This window comes from Pannonibacter sp. SL95 (assembly GCF_026672425.1).
Taxonomy (GTDB): Bacteria; Pseudomonadota; Alphaproteobacteria; order Rhizobiales; family Stappiaceae; genus Pannonibacter.
In genome coordinates this window covers 315,969-332,596 of sequence record NZ_JAPPRC010000003.1, presented here as the reverse complement: position 1 = coordinate 332,596, position 16,628 = coordinate 315,969, and the positions used below count along the sequence as shown (strand labels likewise).

The 16,628-nt window shown below is 64.6% G+C and carries 15 protein-coding genes; 9 read left to right on the top strand and 6 right to left on the bottom strand.

Annotation, left to right across the window (positions count from 1 at the left end; genetic code table 11):
- Positions 1-96 precede the first annotated feature (96 nt).
- Positions 97-1,731 carry an acyl-CoA synthetase gene (locus OVA12_RS02120; RefSeq protein ID WP_268134046.1) on the bottom strand — a complete coding sequence of 545 codons (1,635 nt, stop codon included), beginning with the start codon at positions 1,729-1,731 and terminating at the stop codon, positions 97-99.
- Positions 1,732-1,804: 73 nt separating this feature from the next.
- On the bottom strand, positions 1,805-2,572 hold the full coding sequence (locus OVA12_RS02115; RefSeq protein WP_268134044.1) for a sulfite exporter TauE/SafE family protein: 768 nt from the start codon (positions 2,570-2,572) through the stop codon (positions 1,805-1,807).
- 247 nt (positions 2,573-2,819) lie between these two features.
- Between OVA12_RS02115 and OVA12_RS02110 the strand changes: the two genes are divergently transcribed.
- Together OVA12_RS02110 and OVA12_RS02105 are read left to right on the top strand one after the other, a co-directional pair.
- A complete protein-coding gene (locus OVA12_RS02110; RefSeq protein WP_268134042.1) occupies positions 2,820-4,733 on the top strand; it encodes a propionyl-CoA synthetase in 1,914 nt (637 codons plus the stop codon).
- A gap of 109 nt (positions 4,734-4,842) precedes the next feature.
- Positions 4,843-5,634, top strand: a complete 792-nt coding sequence (locus tag OVA12_RS02105; RefSeq protein ID WP_268134040.1) for an SDR family NAD(P)-dependent oxidoreductase — start codon at positions 4,843-4,845, stop codon at positions 5,632-5,634.
- An 89-nt stretch (positions 5,635-5,723) separates the two neighbouring features.
- Here the strand turns inward: OVA12_RS02105 and OVA12_RS02100 are convergent, their stop codons facing one another.
- A complete protein-coding gene (locus OVA12_RS02100) occupies positions 5,724-7,592 on the bottom strand; it encodes an ABC transporter transmembrane domain-containing protein (protein WP_442793799.1) in 1,869 nt (622 codons plus the stop codon).
- A 251-nt stretch (positions 7,593-7,843) separates the two neighbouring features.
- Here OVA12_RS02100 and rpmE point away from each other — a divergent pair, with 251 nt between their 5' ends.
- The gene (gene rpmE, locus OVA12_RS02095; protein ID WP_268134038.1) at positions 7,844-8,068 is read left to right on the top strand and encodes a 50S ribosomal protein L31; all 225 of its coding nucleotides are present in this window, start codon (positions 7,844-7,846) and stop codon (positions 8,066-8,068) included.
- A gap of 224 nt (positions 8,069-8,292) precedes the next feature.
- Here the strand turns inward: rpmE and OVA12_RS02090 are convergent, their stop codons facing one another.
- Positions 8,293-8,472: a YdcH family protein gene (locus tag OVA12_RS02090; RefSeq protein ID WP_268134036.1), complete on the bottom strand. Its 180-nt coding sequence runs from the start codon at positions 8,470-8,472 to the stop codon at positions 8,293-8,295.
- A gap of 379 nt (positions 8,473-8,851) precedes the next feature.
- On the opposite strand from OVA12_RS02090, the gene OVA12_RS02085 reads away from it, so the two are divergent.
- From OVA12_RS02085 to OVA12_RS02075, 3 genes are all read left to right on the top strand, one after another.
- A complete protein-coding gene (locus OVA12_RS02085; protein WP_268134034.1) occupies positions 8,852-9,058 on the top strand; it encodes a YdcH family protein in 207 nt (68 codons plus the stop codon).
- A gap of 109 nt (positions 9,059-9,167) precedes the next feature.
- Positions 9,168-9,677, top strand: a complete 510-nt coding sequence (gene purE / locus OVA12_RS02080) for a 5-(carboxyamino)imidazole ribonucleotide mutase (protein WP_268134032.1) — start codon at positions 9,168-9,170, stop codon at positions 9,675-9,677.
- Between the two features lie 7 nt (positions 9,678-9,684).
- Complete coding sequence (locus tag OVA12_RS02075; protein WP_268134030.1) at positions 9,685-10,782, top strand: 5-(carboxyamino)imidazole ribonucleotide synthase; 1,098 nt, start codon at positions 9,685-9,687, stop codon at positions 10,780-10,782.
- Between the two features lie 22 nt (positions 10,783-10,804).
- On the opposite strand, the gene OVA12_RS02070 is transcribed toward OVA12_RS02075, so the two are convergent.
- On the bottom strand, positions 10,805-12,190 hold the full coding sequence (locus OVA12_RS02070; protein ID WP_268134028.1) for an MATE family efflux transporter: 1,386 nt from the start codon (positions 12,188-12,190) through the stop codon (positions 10,805-10,807).
- Between the two features lie 415 nt (positions 12,191-12,605).
- Here OVA12_RS02070 and rpsU point away from each other — a divergent pair, with 415 nt between their 5' ends.
- Both rpsU and OVA12_RS02060 read left to right on the top strand, forming a co-directional pair.
- Positions 12,606-12,824 (top strand): 30S ribosomal protein S21, encoded by a 219-nt coding sequence (gene rpsU, locus OVA12_RS02065; protein ID WP_268134026.1) that lies wholly within the window; start codon positions 12,606-12,608, stop codon positions 12,822-12,824.
- Between the two features lie 148 nt (positions 12,825-12,972).
- A complete protein-coding gene (locus OVA12_RS02060; RefSeq protein ID WP_268134024.1) occupies positions 12,973-13,836 on the top strand; it encodes a tetratricopeptide repeat protein in 864 nt (287 codons plus the stop codon).
- A 12-nt stretch (positions 13,837-13,848) separates the two neighbouring features.
- On the opposite strand, the gene OVA12_RS02055 is transcribed toward OVA12_RS02060, so the two are convergent.
- Positions 13,849-14,517: an RluA family pseudouridine synthase gene (locus OVA12_RS02055; RefSeq protein ID WP_268134022.1), complete on the bottom strand. Its 669-nt coding sequence runs from the start codon at positions 14,515-14,517 to the stop codon at positions 13,849-13,851.
- A 131-nt stretch (positions 14,518-14,648) separates the two neighbouring features.
- Here OVA12_RS02055 and OVA12_RS02050 point away from each other — a divergent pair, with 131 nt between their 5' ends.
- Positions 14,649-16,463, top strand: a complete 1,815-nt coding sequence (locus OVA12_RS02050; RefSeq protein ID WP_268134021.1) for a potassium/proton antiporter — start codon at positions 14,649-14,651, stop codon at positions 16,461-16,463.
- Positions 16,464-16,628: the final 165 nt, after the last annotated feature.

The window sequence follows — 16,628 nt, the reverse complement described above, 5'->3', positions numbered from 1 at the left end:
CAGCCGGCCCCGCCGGTGCGAATGGTCGACGCCTTCCCATTCGCGCCGGGCCAGCTGACGAGGCTGCCGCCTGAGTGGCAGCCGGTCAGAAGGCTCTCAGAGCCCCCTCGCGCGTTCCCGCAAGGCGTATTTCTGGATCTTGCCCGTGGATGTCTTCGGAAGATCGCAGAACACGACGGTGCGCGGTGCCTTGAAATGGGCCATGCGCTCGCGGCAGAAGGCAATCAGCTCCGCTTCGCTGACACTCGCCGACCCTTTCAGTTCCACAAAGGCACAGGGTGTCTCACCCCATTTCTCGTCCGGGCGCGCCACGACTGCAGCGGCCTGGACGGCTGGATGCTTGTACAGAACGTCCTCGACCTCGATCGAGGAGATGTTCTCGCCGCCCGAGATGATGATGTCCTTTGAGCGGTCCTTGAGCTGGATGTAGCCGTCCGGGTGCATGACGCCAAGATCGCCGCTGTGGAACCAGCCGCCTTCAAAGGCCTCTGCGGTTGCCTCGGGGTTCTTCAGGTAGCCCTTCATCACCACATTGCCGCGGAACATGACTTCGCCCAGCGTCTGGCCGTCGCGCGGAACCTCAGCCATCGTCACCGGATCCATGACCGTCAAACCCTCGAGCGCGACATAGCGCACACCCTGCCTTGCCTTCAGCGCTGCGCGAGCATCCGGGGCGAGATCCTCCCATTCGCCCTTCCAGTCATTGACCACGGCCGGTCCGTAGACCTCGGTGAGGCCATAGAGATGCGTGACGTTGAAGCCGGCGTCCTGCATGGCAGCCAGCACCGACTCCGGCGGCGGCGCGGCGGCCGTGAAGAACTCGACCACGCGCGGCAGCGGCCGCTTGTCGCTCTCCGGTGTTCCCAGCAGCGTCGACATGATGATCGGCGCGCCGCACAGATGCGTCACCCCTTCGTCGGCAATCAGGTCCCAGATCGCCTTAGCCCGCACCCAGCGCAGGCAGACATGGGTGCCGGCCACCACCGACAGGGACCAGGGGAAACACCAGCCGTTGCAGTGGAACATCGGCAGGGTCCAGAGATAGACCGGATGCCGCCCCATCGCCGCCGTGAGGATGTTGGCCTGGGCCAGCAGATAGGCGCCGCGATGATGATAGACGACGCCCTTCGGGTTGCCGGTGGTGCCCGATGTGTAATTGAGCGCGATGGCGTCCCATTCGTCACCCGGCAAGGACCAGGCGAAATCCGGGTCGCCGGTTGCCAGCAGCTCGTCATAGTCCAGCGAGCCAAGCCTTTCGCCGGTCTGCGGATAGACCGGATCGGAATAATCGATGACGACGGGCTTCACCCGGGCAAGTGCCAGCGCCTGCTTCATCACCGGGGCAAACTCCCGGTCAGTGATCAGAACCTTCGTCTCGGCGTGATCGAGCTGGAAGGCGAGAACGGCTGCGTCCAAGCGTGTGTTGAGCGAATGCAGCACACCGCCCGCCATCGGCACGCCGTAGTGGGCCTCCAGCATCGGCGGCACATTGGGCAGCATCACCGTGACAGTGTCGTTCTTGCCGATGCCGAGGCGTGCCAGCACGGACGCAAGACGGCGGCTGCGTGCAAGGAACTCGGCATAGGTCAGGCGCTGGTGCCCATGCACAACGGCAATGCGATCGGGATAGACATCGACGGCACGGGCGAGAAAGCTGAGCGGGCTGAGGGGCGTGTAGTTGGCCGGCGTCCTGTCGAGGTCGTGGTCATAGGGGCTGCCAGTGGCATGCATGGTTGTTCCTCCCGGGTGTTGACGCCATCAAAGCGCCCCCGGGCCGACCGCGCAATCCGCCATCAGGCTGATGTCATCCAATCAGCTGACGGATCCCGTCGTAAACCAGCTTGCATCCGATCACGGTCATGGCGGCATAGATGACGCCGTAGAAGGTTTGCGGCTTGACGCGTTTGACGAGCCAGACGCCTGCGAGCGTCGACAGGGGCGCAAGGGGTAGCAGCACGGCAGCAGTGGCGAGATTGCGCGCGTCGAACTGGCCGAGATAAAAATAGGGCACCAGCTTCACCGCATTGATCGCGGAAAAGAAAATGACGGCCGTGCCGGCAAACAGCATCGGCGCCAGGCGCAGCGGCACCATGTAGAGCTGGAACGGCGGACCGCCGGTGTGACTGACGAAGCTGGTGAAACCGGACACCGCGCCCCAGAAGGCACCGGCCAGCGGGCGATGGCCCCGCGCCACCTGCGCAGCTTCTGGCTTGGGCCGGAAGCGTTCGGCCACAAAGACGAGGCAGAGCACGCCGACAAGCAGGGTCACATGGGCATCCTCGACCAGCGAGGCGGTGGCCCAACCAAACGCGACCCCGGCGACCCCGGCGGGCAACAGCAGGGCGAGGGAGCGGCGGTCATAGACACCGCGATAGGCAAACAGACCGATCAGGTCCATCACGACCAGGATCGGCAGCAGGATCCCCGCCGCCTGCACCGGCGGGATGGCGAGCGCCATCAGCGGAACCGCAAGCATGCCGATGGATCCGCCGAAGCCCCCCTTCGACAGGCCGGCCAGAACAACCGCAGGAACGGCGACGGCATAGAACAGGGGATCGGCAAGGGGCAGCATCAACGGGGTCCGGGAAAGCACGCCAGGCGGAGAAAAGGGCCATGAGGGCCCTGATCCTTGCAGCATATCCAAAGGGGCTACGTAAAGGCCCGCCCCTGCGAATGTCTTAGGGCATCACCCTTTTTTGCCCCTTGCGCCTGATCGCGGGCAGGCACACTCTTGCCTAAATACAAGCATGCCGCTTCGGCAGGTCGCAACATGTGCCAGCCGGTGCAGGCCCGGAAAGTCCGGGGAGGACACGAGGGACATGAGCAGCCGTTACCATGCGACCTATGCAGCCTGGCAGGCAGACCCGGAAGGTTTCTGGGCGGACGCTGCCAGGGGCATCGACTGGTTTCGTCCCCATGACAAGGTGTTCGACCCGGAACTTGGCGTCTACGGCCGCTGGTTCCCCGGAGCCACGACCAACACATGCCACAACTGCCTCGACCGACACGTCGAACAAGGACGGGCGGATCAGGCCGCATTGATTTACGACAGCCCCATCACCCAGACCCGGCGCACCTACACTTATGAAGAACTGCTTGACCACGTTCAGGCCATGGCTGCGGCCTTGGCCGACCGTGGAATCGGCAAGGGCGACCGGGTCATTCTCTACATGCCCATGATCCCCGAGGCCGTGATGGCGATGCTCGCCTGCGCGCGCCTCGGGGCGATCCATTCGGTCGTGTTCGGCGGCTTTGCCGCAAACGAGCTGGCCACCCGCATCGACGATGCGACCCCGAAGGCGATCATCTGCGCCTCCTGCGGTCTCGAGCCTGGCCGCACCATTGCCTACAAGCCGCTGGTCGACGCAGCCATCGACCAGGCCACCCACAAGCCGGACCATGTTCTGGTCATCCAGCGCCCGCAGCTCGCCGCAAGCCTTGACCGGCCCGGTGACGTTGATCTCGGCGTTGAAATGGGCAAGGCGCTGGCTGAAGGACGCAAGGTGCCCTGCACCCTCGTCGAGGCGACTGACCCGCTTTACATCCTCTATACCTCCGGCACCACCGGCCAGCCCAAGGGCGTGGTGCGCGACACGGGCGGCCACATGGTGGCGCTGAAATGGTCGATGGAGAACCTCTACGGCGTCGCCCCCGGAGAGGTGTTCTGGGCCGCGTCGGATGTTGGCTGGGTCGTCGGGCACTCCTACATTGTTTACGCCCCGCTGCTGCACGGCTGCACGACGGTGGTCTTCGAAGGAAAGCCGGTAGGAACGCCGGACGCCGGCGTTTTCTGGCGGGTGATCTCGGACCACAAGGTCGTCGCCCTGTTCACCGCACCAACCGCCTTCCGCGCCATCAAGAAGGAAGATCCCAACGGCAAGCTGATCGGCGACTATGACCTCAGCCGTTTCCGCACCCTGTTCCTGGCCGGTGAACGCGCCGACCCCGACACGATCCGCTGGGCGGAGGAAAAGCTGCAGGTGCCGGTGATTGACCACTGGTGGCAGACCGAGACCGGCTGGGCCATCGTGGGCAATCCCGTCGGGCTCGGCCAACTGCCGGTCAAGCATGGCTCGCCGACGGTCGCCATGCCCGGCTATGACGTGCGCGTGCTGGACGATGCCGGACATCCCCTCCCCGCCGGCACCCTCGGCAACATCGTCGTCAAGCTGCCGCTGCCACCTGGATGCCTGCCGACCTTGTGGAACGCGGATGCCCGGTTCCGCTCGGCCTATCTCGAGGAATTCCCCGGCTACTACAAGACGGCAGACGCAGGGCTGATCGATGACGAGGGATACCTGTCGATCATGGCGCGGACCGATGACATCATCAATGTCGCCGGACACCGCCTGTCGACGGGCGCCATGGAAGAGGTCCTGTCCGGCCATCCGGACGTGGCCGAATGCGCCGTCATCGGCATTGCGGACCAGCTCAAGGGCCAGCTGCCCTGCGGCTTTGTCGTGCTCAAGTCCGGTGTCCATCGCAGCCATACAGAGATCGAGGCGGAACTGGTCAAGCGCGTGCGCGATCTCATCGGACCGGTGGCCGCGTTCAAGATCGCCATCACCGTCGACCGGCTGCCCAAGACCCGGTCCGGCAAGATCCTGCGCGGAACCATGCGCCAGATCGCCGATGGTCAGGATTACCGCATGCCGGCGACCATCGACGATCCGGCGATCCTGACCGAAATCGAAGCGGCCCTGAATGCCCATGGGGTCCGCACGAAGGCCTGAGGACACTGCACGGCGGGCCATCGACAGGCCCGCCGCTTGACCCTATTGTTCCGGCAAAGCTGCCTTGCAGCTCCCGCCCCGAACCCTGGTCAACTACGAGGAAATCCCCTTGTCCCTCACCAACAAGGTCGCCATCATCACCGGCGCAGCCCGCGGCATCGGCTTTGCCATTGCCAAACGCTTCCTGCACGACGGCGCCAAGGTCGTGATTGCCGATGTGGACGATGACGCGGGCGAGGCCGCAGTCGAGGAACTGAAGGGCCTTGGCGACATCATCTATGTCAGCTGCAACGTTGCCGAAAAGCTGGACGTGCGGAACCTTGTTGCCGAGACCCTGAATGCCTTCGGTGACATCGACATCCTCGTCAACAACGCCGGCATCGCCATCGGCTCCGACTTCCTGACGCTGGAAGAGGCTGATTTTGACCGCGTGCTGCAGGTGAACCTGAAAGGCGCTTTCCTGGTGTCGCAGGCCGTCGCCCGCCACATGGTCGAGAAGGTCCAGGCCGGCGGCACCGCGGGCGCCATCGTCAACATGTCCTCGGTCAATGCGGTTCTCGCGATCCCCTCGCAGATCCCCTATTGCGTCTCCAAGGGCGGCATGTCGCAGCTGACCAAGGCGACCGCGCTCGCGCTTGCTCCGCATGGCATCCGCGTCAACGCCATCGGCCCTGGCTCGATCATGACCGACATGCTGGCCTCGGTGAACTCCGACAAGGCGGCGCGCAACCGCATCCTGTCGCGCACGCCGCTGAGCCGCGTCGGCGAGCCCTCGGAAATCGCGTCGGTTGCCGCGTTCCTTGCTTCTGACGATGCGTCCTACATCACCGGCCAGACAATCTTTGTCGATGGTGGCCGTCTGCCGCTCAACTACACGGTCGCAGTGCCGGACGCCGACTGATCCGGCGTCCCGTCTTGCTGTCCCCTGCGCGATGCGCAGGGGTTAAGCAACTGACCTTCATGGCAGTCGATGGTCAGTAGGTTTCCGGCTTAGTAGGTTTCCTGCAGGGCGCGTGCGCCCGTTTCAAACTGGAGACGGGCGAGCCGCGCATACAGGCCATCTTGCGCCACCAGATCGGCGTGGCTGCCGCTCTCGACGATTTTGCCCTGATCCATGACAATTATCCGGTCGGCCTTCAGCACGGTGGCGAGCCGGTGCGCGATGACAAGCGTCGTGCGGCCCTGCATGAGCTGCTCCAGCGCCTGCTGCACCAGGGTCTCGCTTTCCGCGTCCAGGGCGCTGGTGGCCTCGTCCAGCAGCAGCACGGGCGCGTCCTTCAGGACGGCGCGTGCGATGGCGATCCGCTGACGCTGGCCACCGGAAAGCGTGATGCCGCGCTCCCCCAGGACCGTGTCATAGTCCTGCGGCAGCGCCGCGATGAAGTCATGTGCCAGGGCGAGGCGAGCGGCTGCTTCGATCTCTGCCCGTGACGCCCCGGGACGGCCGTAGGCGATGTTGTCGGCAGCGCTGGCACCAAAGACCACCGTGTCCTGCGGCACCAGCGCAATGCGCGCCCGCACGGCCTCGGGGTCCGTTTCTCGCAGATCCACGCCGTCCAGCAGGATGCGGCCGCCGGTCGGATCGTAGAAACGCATCAGAAGGTGGAACAGGGTCGACTTGCCAGCCCCGGACGGTCCCACGACGGCAACCGTTTCGCCGCGGCGGATGTCGAGATCGATCTGGCGCAGCACCGGAATGGCCGTGGGCGTGCCCAGATCCTCAGCGGCCGGGTCCTGCCGGTTATAGGCAAAGGCCACGGCTTCAAAGCGGATCTCCCCACGCGGCGGCACCGGCAGCGGCAAAGGCCGCGCCGGAGCGGCGATGGCCGGCTGGATGCGCAGCAGCTCGGCCAGACGCTCGGCTGCCCCGGCAGCCTGGGAGATTTCTCCCCAGACCTGCGACAGTTCCCCGAGCGCGCCGGCAGCCAGGATCGAATACAGCAGGAATTGCCCCAGCTGACCGCCCGTCATCCGGCCGGAGAAGACGTCACCCGCTCCGATCCAGAGCACGGCGACGACGCTGGAGGAAATGACGAGAATGGCAAAGCCGGTGAGGAAAGCCCGCGCTCCGAGCGCGCCGCGTGCCGCCCGGAAGGCGGTATCAATGGCCGATCCATATCGAGCAGCCACCAGACGCTCGGCCGTGAAGGCCTGCAGCGTGCGGACGGAGCCCAGCATCTCGGAGGCAAAGGCCGAGGCATCGGCCAGCGAGTCCTGTGCCAAACGCGAGCGCTTGCGCACCATGCGGCCAAAGCCGATCAGGGGCAGCACGATGATCGGGATCACCGCCAGCACGATCACCGACAGGCGCGGGCTGGTGTAGACCATCAGCGATACCGCCCCGACGAACATGACGAAGTTGCGCAGCGCAATGGAGGCGCTTGACCCGAATGCGGCCTTGATCTGCGTCGTGTCCGCCGTCAAGCGCGACAGGATCTCACCGGACCGGGCGCTGTCATAGAACGCCGGGCTGAGCCGCGTGAGATGGGCAAAGACATCGGCTCGAACGTCGGAGACGATCCGCTCGCCGACCCACATCACCAGGAAGAACCGGCTGGCGCTGGCCAGCGCCAGCGTGGCCGCAACGCCGATCAGAACAAGAAAATAGGTGTTCACCAGCTGCGGATCATCCGCACCAAACCCGTGGTCGATCATCTGGCGCACGGCCATCGGCAGCACCAGGGTCGTCGCTGCAGCGCCGACAAGGGCAACGAGCGCACCCGCGACCATCAGCCGGTAGCGGCCAAGATAGGGCAGCAACTGGGCCAGAGGACGCAGGGACCGGCTGCGATTTTCGGTCTTCGGATCAGACTTCTGATCTGGCTTCGCCGTCGCGGCTGCGGGGTCTGCGGTGGCCAAGACGGGACACTCCACTGAACGCTGTTTGTCTCTGGCTGGAGAGGTGGCGCATCGGCCGCAGAATTCCAAGCGGAAAAAGGCCGAATTGCGCAAACACGCGCCCTTGTTTTGCCAGCCGTCTTACGATATAGCAGCGCCTCATGTTTCAAAGGGCTGCCCTTGCGCACGCGCGCGGTCAGCTCAGCACTCAAGACACGCATCTCGCCGGCCGGCCGTTCGGGGCTAAGGGCAGGTGCTGGAAAGGACCGGCGATGAAAGCGAACATCCATCCCGACTACCACTCCATCAAGGTCGTCATGACCGATGGTACGGAGTACATGACCCGCTCGACCTACGGCAAGGAAGGCGACACCCTGGCTCTCGACATCGATCCGATCTCCCACCCGGCCTGGACCGGTGGCGAGCGTCAGATCATGGACCGTGGCGGCCGCGTCTCGCGCTTCAAGAACAAGTTTGCGGGCTTCCTCGGCTCGTAAGCCTGTTGCCGGCGGCATCGCCAGCGCAGTTTCAAAAACCCTCGCAACAGTGTTGCGGGGGTTTTTGTTGTCTGCGGAGGAGCCCGACGTGGCACCAGACCAGACGCCTGGGATGGAAAAACCCCGCCTGTGGCCAGACGGGGTTTTCGGAAAGCGACTGTGAGTGAAAGCTTGGCGCGCTCGACCAGCATGATCGGCGGCGCCGGGATCGGCAGAGGTGCACCTCAGTGCACCGTATCATCGCCTCGCAGTTTCTGAATTTCGTCCTTGAGCCGGAGCTTGCGGCGTTTCATATCGGCCACTTCGAGATTATCGACACTCGGGTGCAGAAGGGCCGTCGCGATTTCCCGCTCGAGAGCGGCGTGACGGCGTTCCAGTTCTGCGATGTGCGACTGCATTGACATGGATGATGCTCCTTGTCTTATTGGCTCTAACAACAAGATGGTGCCACATATTTTGCCGGCTTGTCGAATGCATTAATGAGGGACAGCCCCGCATTTGCTGCATATCGCACTGCAAAACGAACCGAACGATTACGTAAGGTTTACGATCACGCGATGATTTTGACCTTGTACATGACGCAACGCTCAAGCGCGTTGCGCCGCCTTGTGTTCAATAACCATGTGTTAGCCGCAGGTTCGACAAATTGGGCTCGCCCGATGTCGGCCTGCGGTGTACGGTTTCGCTGTGAATGGCAGCACAGCCACGTGTAATTCGCCGGAGAAGGACTTCAGTCCGGCCGGCACTGACTGCGCGGCACGTGAATTGTGTCTGGGGAGTGCAATGTCGGAAGCCAATGAAAAAGCCTTGCGGGTGGAACTCGCCCAGCTGCGCCAGGAACATCGCGACCTCGACATGGCTGTCCAGGCGCTGGCGGCGACCGGCAGCGCCGACGCCCTGCAACTCCAGCGGCTTAAGAAAAAGAAGCTGATGATTCGCGACCGGATCGCGGCCATCGAGGACCAGCTGTTCCCGGACATCATCGCCTGAGACGACTGGCAGCTTTTTGCAGCGCAGCAGCGCCCCTGCCCTTGCGCCACGCCAGCCACTCCCTATAATCCGCGCCTTTCCGGAACCCGCGTCAAGCGAAGGAGATGCAATGGCAAACGGGAGCGCCGAGGCCGCCGCGCCAGTCGCGATCATCATGGGCAGCCAGTCCGACTGGCCCACCATGAAACATGCCGCCGAAACCCTCGACCGGCTTGGCGTCGCCTATGTGGCCCGCATCGTTTCCGCCCATCGCACGCCGGAGCGCATGTTCGATTTCGCCAAGGCCGCGCGCGGCAATGGCGTGAAGGTGATTATCGCAGGCGCCGGCGGTGCCGCGCACCTTCCCGGCATGACCGCCGCCCTGACACCGCTGCCGGTGTTTGGCGTACCGATCGAGTCGCGCACCCTGAAGGGCGAGGACAGCCTTCTGTCCATCGTGCAGATGCCAGCCGGCATTCCCGTCGGCACCCTCGCCATCGGCAAGGCCGGAGCCGTCAATGCCGCCCTGATGGCCGCATCTGTCCTGGCTCTGACGGACATGGGCCTTGCTGACAGGCTCGATGCCTTCCGCACCGCCCAGACCGAGGCAGTCGCCGACTTCCCGACCGACGAGGAATGATCCGACCATGACTGACAGTGCAGCGCGCATCCTCGCCCCGGGTGACACCATCGGCATTCTCGGCGGCGGGCAGCTCGGCCGCATGCTGGCGGAAGCTGCCTCTGCTCTCGGCCTGAAGGTGCATGTCTTCTGCCCGGAAGCAGGCAGCCCCGCCTTCGACGTTGCAGCTGCCCACACGCTTGGCGCCTATGAGGACACCGCAGCGCTCGACGCCTTCGCCGCTCAGGTCGATGTGGTGACCTACGAGTTCGAGAACGTGCCCGGCCCCACAGCTGCACATCTTGCGGCGCGCCTGCCGGTCCGCCCCGGTCCGAAGGCCCTCGCCGTGGCACAGGATCGCCTCAGCGAGAAGGACTTCCTGTCGGCGGCCGGCATCGCGCTGGCTGGCTATGCCCGCATCGACAACCTTGCTGATCTGGACGCAGCGCTCGCCCGCTTTGGCGGCCAGGGCGTGCTGAAGACCCGGCGGTTCGGCTATGACGGCAAGGGACAGGCGATGATCCGCGATGCCGCCAAGGCCGGTGAGGCATTCGCGGCACTGGGCGGCAAGGACCTGATTCTCGAGGCGCTGATCCCCTTCGTGCGCGAAGTGTCCGTGGTAGCCGCGCGCAGCGTGTTGGGTGAGGTCGTTGCCTATGACATCACGGAAAACCACCACGAGCACCACATTCTGAAGACCTCCACCGTGCCGGCAAACGTGGGCTCGGCAACGGGCAATGCGGCGCGTGCCATTGCCGGAACGATCCTGACCGCCCTCGACTATGTCGGCATCATCGGTGTGGAAATGTTTGTCGTGGGCACGGGCGCCGACGAGCACCTGCTGGTCAACGAGATCGCCCCGCGCGTGCACAATTCAGGTCACTGGACACAGGACGCCTGCCTGGTCTCGCAGTTCGAGCAGCACATCCGCGCCGTTGCCGGCTGGCCACTCGGCAAGGCGGAGCGGCACAGCGACGTGGTGATGGAGAACCTCATCGGCGCGGAAGCGGACGACTGGGCCAAAATCCTGGCCGAACCCAATGCGCGCCTGCACCTCTACGGCAAGGCGGAGAGCCGCCCGGGCCGCAAGATGGGCCACGTCAACCGCATCACGCCGAAGCGCTGAGACTGGTCTTGCTGCCGGCCGCTCAGACGGCCGGCAGCAACCCCGCTTCCTTGCGGCGGGCAAAGCGCCAGATCGCCATGATCGCGGTCGAGGCCAGCCCGCCAGCCAGACCCCACCAGATGCCGACGCCGCCAAGACCAAGCGGAAACGCCAGGACGTATGACAGCGTCATGCCAATGGCCATGTAGCCAACCAGCGCGTAGAGCAGCGGCGTCATCGTGTCGCCCAGACCGCGCAGGATGCTGCCGCCGGCCACCTGGGCCCCGTCAGCAATCTGGAATACGGCCGCGACCCCGAGCAGGCTGACGGCAATGGCGAGGACTTCAGCCGAAGCCGGATTGTCGAAGTCGAGGAACAGCGAGACGATGGGACCAGGAATGGTCCAGAAGGCGATGGCCGCCAGCGTCATGAAGCCCAGGGTCAGCCATAGGGCCGTCCAGCCGGCGCGGGCAATCCCGTCCAGATCCCGCTGCCCCGCTGCCAGACCCACCCGTGTCATGCCGGCCTGCGAAATGCCGAGCGGCACCATGAAGGTGATCGAGGCGATCTGCAGGGCGATGCCATGGGCGGCCAGCGGCAGGGTGCCGACCCAGCCCATCATCATCGTCGAGCCGGTGAACAGGAAGCCCTCGGCCACGATGGTCAGGCCGATCGGCGACCCCATGCGCAGGATCTGGAAGAACACTGGCCAGTCACTGCGCCAGAGCCGCCCGAAGACATTGAACCGGCGCAGGCGCGGCTGGGTGACCACATAGGCGGCGAGGATCGAGAACGCCAGCATCTGCGTGCAGAAGGAGGCAATCGCAGCGCCTTGCAGCTCAAGCCGCGGGAAGCCGAAATGGCCGAAGATCAGCACGTAGTTGAGGATCGCATTGAGCACGGCGCCGCCGATCGTTGCCCACAGCACGATCTGCGGCCGGTTCATGACGGTCACAAAGGCGCGCGTCGCCATGATCGCCAGTGAGGGCAGCATGGTCCACTGCATGATCCGCATGTAGCCAGCAGCGAGGTCCGCCAGTTCCGGTGTCTGGCCAAGCAGGATCAGGATGTCGCGCGTGAACCACAGCACGGTCCAGACAGGAAGGCAGTAGAGCGCCACTGCCCAGAGGCCCATGCGTACCGTTCGGCGGAGGTCCCGCGGGGCCTTGCGGCCAAGCGCCTGGGCGGCAAGCGGAATGATGGCCTGGGTCATGCCCATGCCGAAGAACCAGAACAGGATGTAAAGGTTGTTGGCCAGCACCACAGCGCCAAGCTCGACCGGGCCGAGCCAGCCGACCATGATGATGTCAGTCGTGTTGATGGCCATCTGGGCGAGCTGCGCGCCCGCAAGGGGCAGACCGAGGGCAAGCGTCGGGGCAATGTCGCTGCGCCAGAGCGAAGACAGGGTGAGGGCGGGCTTTGTCGACACGCGCGGGCTCCAGGGTCGGACGGATGCGCGGCACCGCTCGTCCCGAGCGGGCAGACAGCAGCGTCTGACCGGCGGAAACAGGCAGTGGGTCCGGCATTTGCCGAGGGCGGGGCAAGCGGACAGCACACCAAAAAGAAACGGAAAAACAATCCGGGCGATCAGAGGTAGATCGTTTGGCGATCCCTGTCCAGCCTGCCGAGCCTCTGACTGCTGCTGAAAAAGACAGGGGTGCCCGGCGGCAACGTGGTTCATGGCGCAGCGGGCTGGCGTCGTTAGATAGACAAATCTGCCGTTTTCTGGTAGTGACGCGCGCGTGAGCTTGAGGGGCCATCAGCGGCAAGTCCTCTTGCTTTCAATCATGTTCGACAACACGCGGGCACGAGGATGCCGGCTGCGGTAGGATGGGATTACACGCGTGCAGGTTCTGGTTCGCGACAACAACGTTGATCAGGCGCTCCGGGCGCTGAAGAAAAAGCTGCAGCGCGAAGGCGTCTTCCGGGAGATGAAGCTTCGCGGCCATTATGAGAAGCCTTCGGTCAAGAAGGCGCGCGAGAAGGCGGAGGCCATCCGCCGGGCGCGCAAGCTGGCCCGCAAGCGCGCACAGCGCGAAGGGCTGCTTCCCGGTCGCAGCTGAGGGCTTGCTCTCCAACGTCATCTTGCACCATGACGTACCGACCGGTCGGGCTGCCGACCGGTCTTTTCGTATCTCGATTCGGGACAGCCATTGCCAAACGGACGGCGACGCGGCACCGTCCTTCTGATTTCTCCCGTGTGGATGACAAATGACCCAGACGCTGTGCCTTCCTCGCTCCCATCGTGCCCCGGCCCTTCGCCGGTCTGGCCTGTTCGCGCTCGCCCTTGGCGCTGCCCTGTCCCTGGCGGGCTGCCAGACCTCGGACATCTACAACGGTGTGCCGATTGACACCGCCGCTGGATCAAGCGCGAACATTGCTTCGCTGACGGAAGTGATCAAGGTGAGCCCGGGCGACGCCAATGCCTACAACACGCGTGGCGTGGCCTATGGCAAGGCCGGCAAGCTGGATCAGGCCATGCAGGACTTCAACACCGCGCTGAAGCTCGATCCCAACAGCTATCAGGCCTATGCCAACCGTGCGCTTGTCGAGCGCCGGCGCGGCAACATGGCCAATGCCGTTGCCGACTACGACCGTGCCCTGCGCATCAAGCCGGATTATGACGCCGCTCTCGTCGGCCGTGGCAACACCTATCGTCTGGCCGGCCGGTATCCGGAAGCCCTGCGCGACTTCGACGCGGTTATCCGGCGCAATTCCAATGACGCGCGCGCGTTCCACAACCGCGGCCTGATCTATCAGGCACAGGGCCAGCACAACTTCGCAATCGAGGACTTCTCGACCGCGATCGTGCTGAACCCGAAGGCCTCCGAGCCCTATATCGCCCGTGGCATTTCATACCTGAAGGCCAATGACCCGCAGGCAGCACTGGCGGATCTGTCGGAAGCGGTGAACTTTGACAAGAACTCGTCCATCGCCTGGGCCAATCGCGGTGTCGCGCTGGAAATGACCGGCCAGAAGAGCGATGCAGTGCGCAACTACAACCGCGCCCTCGGGCTCGACGCCAACAACCAGGTGGCCCGCGACGGGCTTGCCCGGGTCAACCGCGGCAGCTGAGCCTTCCGTGTGTCAGAAGGGCGCCTCGGCAGTGAACTGCAGGCGCTCGCCCGTCAGCGGATGGGTGAAGGCCAGATCCCTGGCGTGCAATTCGAGGCGCGGGCTGAAAGCCCGTGCCGCTGCATGGGCATAGAGGCTGTCGCCGACGATCGGATGGCCAAGGCTCAGCATGTGAACCCGCAACTGATGTGAGCGTCCGGTGATCGGCTCCAGCTGCATCAGCGTGGTGTCTTCCTCATGCCGCAAGACGCGCCATAGGGTGCGGGCGGGACGGCCCTCCTCGAAACAGATCTTCTGCTTGGGCCGGTTGGGCCAGTCGACGATCAGCGGCAAGTTGACCTCGCCGCTCTCCTCCTGCACATGGCCCCAGACGCGCGCCACGTAGGCCTTGCCGGTCTCGCGCCGTTCAAACTGCATCGACAGACGCCTGTGCGCCTCGGCGTTGCGCGCCAGGACCATGACGCCGGACGTGTCGAGATCGAGACGATGCACGATCCGCGCGCCGGAAATTTGCGCCGCCAGCCGTGTCACGAGGCTGTCCTGACGGTCCTCGCCGCGTCCCGTGACACTCAGCAAACCGCAGGGCTTCACGACCACAATGACATCGGCATCGACATGCAGCACCTGAAGCGGGCCTTCGGGCGGGGTGTAGTCAAAAGGGATCGGCTGTGTGTCATGCATGCCACGCGTATCGCCTTTCGCCCCCCAAAACGCAATGGGCGAGCAAGCTGCGGTTTCTTAAGGCTGTTGGACTACCTAGTTTAGAAGACTGACAACACCGACACAAACCGCGGGGCAACGAGGACCATCGCATGCTGGATCTGCTGTTTCCCGTCACGATGATCGGTGCCGGTCTGGTGCTGATCTCGGTCATGACCAGCGCGCTGGCCTTCCGCTTTGGCGCGCCGCTGCTGCTCGTGTTCCTGTGTATCGGCCTGCTGGCTGGCGAGGACGGTCTTGGCATCCGCTACAATGACGCCGGTTCGGCCTATTTTGTTGGCAGCCTGGCGCTTGCCATCATCCTGTTCGACAGTGGTTTCAACACCAAGCTGAGGTCCGTCCGGCAAGCGTCCGTTCCTGCGCTGCTGCTGGCCACCGTCGGCGTCGTGCTCACATCCGGCATGGTTGGCCTGATTGCCAGGCTGCTGTTCAATCTGCCGTGGCTGGAAGCCTTCCTGCTTGGGGCCATCGTCGGCTCGACGGATGCGGCCGCCGTGTTCTTCCTGCTGCGCGTTGGCGGCATCACGATCCGCGACCAGGTCCGCTCGCTGCTGGAAGTGGAATCCGGCTCGAACGATCCGATGGCGATCTTCCTGACCATTGTCCTGGTCGAACTGATCCTGAGCGGCGGCAGTGTTGGAGAGGCCTGGGTCGAGGTTCTCAAGGGCTTCGGCATCCAGATGGGCCTCGGCCTTGGCCTTGGTGTCGTCGGCGGCTATCTGATCCTGGCCGGCGCAAAGGTGATCCGTCTCGAAGGAACGCTCTATCCGATCAGCATCCTGTCCTTTGCCCTGCTGCTGTTCGGCTTCACGGGCCTCGTTGGCGGAAGCGGCTTTCTGGCCGTCTATGTGGCCGGGATCGTGGCCAGCAACAATGCGATCCAGGGACAGGTCGGCCTGCGCCGGTTCCTCGAAGGCCTGACCTGGATGGCGCAAATCGCGATGTTCCTGACCCTCGGCCTGCTGGCGACGCCGTCGCAGTTCCTCGACCTCGCCCTGCCGGCCATCATTCTTGCGCTGGCGCTGACCTTTGTCTGCCGGCCGCTGGCAGTGTGGCTCTGCCTTCTGCCTTTCGGCTACAAGCGCAACGAGACCGCGTTCATCTCCTGGGTGGGCCTGCGCGGTTCGGTCTCGATCCTGCTCGGCATCATCCCGCTCGCGGCTGGCATGGAGAGCGGCCAGCTGCTGTTCAACACCGCCTATATCGTCGTGCTGGTCTCGCTGCTGCTGCAGGGTTGGACCATTGCGCCGATGGCCCGCTGGCTGGGCCTGATCGTGCCCGCACGCATCGGGCCGGTGGACCGTCTGGAGCTTGAACTGCCGGGCGGCGGCGATCACGAGCTGCTGGTCTACAAGGTCGCCGCCGACAGTCCCGTGGCACTCGGCGATGAACGCCTGCCCCGCTGGGCGCGGCCGTCGCTCGTGGTCCGTGATGGCCATTCGATGCGGTACCAGTATGCCGGACGGCTGCAGGTCGACGATCTGGTCTACATGTTCGTCGCCCCGCAATACATCCGCCTGCTCGACCGGCTGTTCGCAAGCCCCGTACGCCTGACGCTGGATGACGAGGACTTCTACGGCAAGTTCCTTATCGACCCGCGCCAGCCGATGGCGGCCCTTGCCGAGGCCTACGGGCTGTCCGGCATTGTCGATCCGTCACAGCCGCCCCAGTCGATCCGGGACCACATCACCGAGCGCCTTGGTGGCACCGCGGAAGTGGGCGACCGGGTCCGGTGCGGCGAAGTGGAGCTGATCGTGCGCGATCTCGATTCGGATGGCGCAATCTCGGAAGTCGGCCTGTCCATCGACGAACCCGAGAGCATTCCGCAACTGCCGCTGTTCCAGAGCGGCGGCGAACTGTGGCAGCTGCTGCGGGCAAAGCTGGCAAGCCAGGGCAAGCAAGCTTAGTCCGCGCATTGCGGAACGCGAGCCGGGGCCGGTTTCGGGGGCGTCCCGGCGGCTGGCAAACTTAGGGATTCGTCAGCTTGCCGTCATTCCGGACAAGGTGAGCCTCGAGCGAACCGCAGATCCGGGGCCTGTCCCGGGCCTGACCCAGGATCCAGCGCGTCTGTG